General features: G+C 57.9%; 2 protein-coding genes. Both read left to right on the top strand.

Annotated elements, in window-relative coordinates; all coding sequences use genetic code 11:
• Positions 1–1,446 precede the first annotated feature (1,446 nt).
• A complete protein-coding gene (locus SRAH_RS11385; protein ID WP_197537885.1) occupies positions 1,447–2,553 on the top strand; it encodes an LPO_1073/Vpar_1526 family protein in 1,107 nt (368 codons plus the stop codon).
• A gap of 601 nt (positions 2,554–3,154) precedes the next feature.
• A complete protein-coding gene (locus tag SRAH_RS12200) occupies positions 3,155–3,730 on the top strand; it encodes a GIY-YIG nuclease family protein (protein ID WP_076607035.1) in 576 nt (191 codons plus the stop codon).
• Positions 3,731–3,947 lie beyond the last annotated feature (217 nt).

The raw sequence follows: 3,947 nt of genomic DNA, 5'->3' as shown, positions 1-3,947 counted from the left end.
CGGCCCGCCGGTTAACCTCAACGTTAGGCCTCGCTCTGGCTTCTGCGGCTCCACTTCCTCGGCCTCCGGCAATGCTGCTCGGTTGCTGGCCTACTGCTCCCCGGTCTAGCCACCGCGTCACCCAGCGCACCGCACTTGCTTTCCTGCAAGGCCCCGGCCATAATCTCCGGCAACGCCGCAGCGTTCAAAGGCCCAGTTACCCTTCTCACCATCGCCTAACCTACGGTTCAACTCGGACGTGCCTTCGGCCCGCCGGTTAACCTCAACGTTAGGCCTCGCTCTGGCTTCTGCTGCTCCAATCCCTCGGCCTCCGGCAATGCTGCCCGGTTGCTGGCCTGCTGCTCCCCGGTCTGCCCGCCGTCACCCAGCGCACCGCGCTTGCTTTCCTGCACATCCTCGGCCATAATATCCGGCGACGCCGCAGCGTTCCAAGGCCCAGTTTCCCTTCACTCCATCGCCTAACCTGCGGTTCAACTCGGACGTGCCTTCGGCCCGCCGGTTAACCTCAACGTTAGGCCTCGCTCTGGCCTCTGCGGCTCCACCTCCGCGTGCTCCGGCAGCGCTGCCCGGTTGCTGGCCTGCTGCTTGGCCTTCGTGGAGCGGAACAGGCTCACCGCGCTTGCTTTCCTGCAAGGCCCCGGCCATAATCTCCGGCAGCGCCGCAGCGTTCCAAGGCCCAGCTACCCTTCTCACCATCGCCTAACCTAGGGTTCAACTCGGACGTGCCTTCGGCCCGCCGGTTAACCTCAACGTTAGGCCTCGCTCTGGCTTCTGCGGCTCCACCTCCTCGGGCTCCGGCAGCGCCGCTTGGTTTCTTGCCTGCTGCTCGGCCTTCGTGGAGCGGAACAGGCACACCACACTTGCTTTCCTGCAAGGCCCCGGCCATAATCTCTGGCAACGCCGCAGCGTTCCAAGGCCACAGCACCCTTCACTCCAGCGCCTAACCTGCGGTTCAACTCGGACGTGCCTTCGGCCCGCCGGTTAACCTCAACGTTAGGCCTCGCTCTGGCTTCTGCCGTTCCACCTCCGCGTGCTCCGGCGACGCTGCCTAGTTGCTGGCCTGCTGCTCCTCGGCCTGCCCAGCGCCCTGCAATGCCACAGCGCAGTCTTGCTTTCCTGCAAGGCCCCAGCCATAATCTCCGGCAACGCCGCAGCGTTCCAAGGCCCCAGCACCCTTCACGCCAGCGCCTAACCTGCGGTTCAACTCGGACGTGCCTTCGGCCCGCCGGTTAACCTCAACGTTAGACCTCAGGAGACATGCAGTGTTGGTCGTCAAGATTTTGTCCTTTGTTGCATTCATTGCTTCGATAGCGTGGTGTATCAAGTCGCCAGATTACGAGCCTGTGATTGCGATAGTCACCTCGCTGATCGCGCTCATAGCTTCCTGGCGCGCGAGCAAGAAGGGGCACTCAGCCGACCAACACCAAGTCGTAGGCGAGAACGGGCTTGGGATACAAGCCGGCGGTGACGTCACGACAGGGGGCATTAAACAGGGAGGACGTGATGCTAGATAAGAAGCAGGATCAAGCTGTCGGCGACGGCGCATCTGCTCTCCAAGCGGGAGGAGATATCACCATCATCAATGCTGGCATCACCGTCTCGGAAGCGAGAGCGATTGCGTTGGATGTAGCAAAGGCGACCTTCTTTGAACTTTCCGGAGTCGCCAGAGACACAGCAGCTTCACGCGTCGAAGAAATAACGAATCAAGTAATCGAAAGGTTGGAAAAGGAGTACCCAGTCGGACTGCAGAAGGCACAAGACCCAGATTTCCAGTACTCGTTGCTTACGGTGCAAAAAGAGTTCGCCCGGAACGGAGACGCAGACTTAGGAAGCTTGCTTGTTGATCTGCTCGTGGATCGGAGTAAGCAAGACCAACGCGACATCTTGCAGATCGTTCTCAACGAATCTCTTGCAACAGCGCCAAAGCTCACGAACAGTCAACTTGCTGCTCTAGCACTCATTTTTCTGTTTAGGTACACACAGAACGCCTCAGTCGGGAATCACGACCTCTTTGGCAACTACCTTGATCGTTACGTATTACCGTTCGCCGACAAGCTGCCCAAGAGTGCAGCCAGCTATCAACATCTTGAGTTCGCTGGCTGCGGCACTGTTCTCGTCGGCCAGCCTCTTGAAGAGCAACTTGGGAATACGTATCAAGGTCTGTTCCTTAACGGATTTAGCAGCGAGGAGATCGTGTCTCGGAACCTATCCATAGGTCTAGATCCGAACTTTTTTGTTCCATGCCTCAATGATTCGACAAAACTGCAGGTGAAGGTCCTAAACAAGGAGGCTCTTAAAAAGCAGATTGAAGACAAGACTTTGTCTGCAGAGGATGGCGCGAAGCTTCATAGATTGTTTGATGAGCGCAAGATGGCATCTGCCCAAATCAAGGCAAAGATCATCGAGGTACGAGGGTTTATGACGCAAGTGTTCGACGCTTGGACTGAATCTATGCAGAGCTTCACACTTACAAGCGTCGGAATGGCGATCGGTCACGCAAACATAAAGCGATTCACTGGTGAGTTCGCCAAGTTGGAGATATGGATCAACTGAGGTCTAACCCTTCCATCGAGAGGACGCCACAAGGGCTGCGCCCTTGCGTCGCCTCTCATGTTAAACGTTAGGCCTCGCTCTGGCTTCTGCGGCTCCACTCCCTCGGGCTCCGGCGACGCTGCCCGGTTGCTGGCCTGTTGCTCCTCGGTCTGCCCACTGCCCTGCAATGCCACAGCGCTTGCTTTCCTGCAAGGCTCCAGCCATAATCTCCGGCAACGCCGCAGCGTTCCAAGGCAGCAGCACCCTTCACACCATTGCCTAACCTGCGGTTCAACTCGGACGTGCCTTCGGCCCGCCGGTTAACCTCAACGTTAGGCCTCGCTCTGGCTTCTGCCGTTCCACTTCCTCGTGCTCCGGCAAGGCTGCCCGGTTGCTGGCCTGCTGCTCGGCCTTCGTGAAACGGAACGGGCGCACCGCGCTTGCCTTCCTCCGCGCTTGCCTTCCTCCGCGCTTGCGTTCCTCCACAGCCCCAGCCATAATCTCCGGCAACGCCGCAGCGTTCCAAGGCCCAGTTACCCTTCTCACCATCGCCTAACCTGCGGTTCAACTCGGACGTGCCTTCGGCCCGCCGGTTAACCTCAACGTTAGGCATTTGAACAACATGGCTACCAACTTCTTTTACGTCTACGCTCTGAAAGATCCTCGCACTTCACCAGCCATGCCGTTCTACATTGGCAAGGGCACGGGAAGTCGCGCGTTTGATCATCTCGTTACGCCTGATGCAACGAAGAAGTACGCAAGAATCAAAGAAATCATCGCGTCTGGTGCGAAGCCAATGGTAGATATCTTGGTAGAAGACCTTACCGAGGCTCAGGCACTCCGTCTGGAAGCAGAACTCATTTCCGCGTTTGGAACTACGGAATCTGGGGGAGCATTAACCAACGCCGTCGTTCCTTCCGGTCTAGGCGGAAAAAGTCGCACAGGCATTGTTGTTCCTCAGGGTTGTGTAGAGCGCGCTCAACTTGGCTTGCAACTCCTAAAGACCGCAATTCTTGAGCTCACCAAGGCAAATCCTGGCGGCATCAAAAATGCCGACGCTGCTAGCCTTCTTGGACTGCGCTCTGACTACAACGGAAAGCAAAAGGATTACCTGTCATATAGTGTGCTGGGGCTACTTATGCGTGAGAAAAAAGTTGTACGAAATGCGGCCACTAAGACGCATCAAGCAAATGCCTAACTGTCGCATCCCGGACGATCGTATGGCCTTTCGGCGCTTCACGCCCTCGCGCTCCGGCTGCGCTGCCAGCCGCGGGCCTGTTGCTCCCCGGACTTCCCACCGCCCTGCACACCGCTCTTGCTATCCTGCACATCCCCAGCCATAATCTCCGGCATCGCCGCAGCGTTCCAAGGCCCAGTTTCCCTTCTCGCCATCGCCTAACCTGCGGTTCAACTCG

This window comes from Serpentinimonas barnesii (genome assembly GCF_000696225.1).
Taxonomy (GTDB): Bacteria; Pseudomonadota; Gammaproteobacteria; order Burkholderiales; family Burkholderiaceae_C; genus Serpentinimonas; species Serpentinimonas barnesii.
The sequence above is the reverse complement of the archived record's forward strand: the minus strand, read 5'-3'. Positions and strand labels throughout refer to the sequence as shown.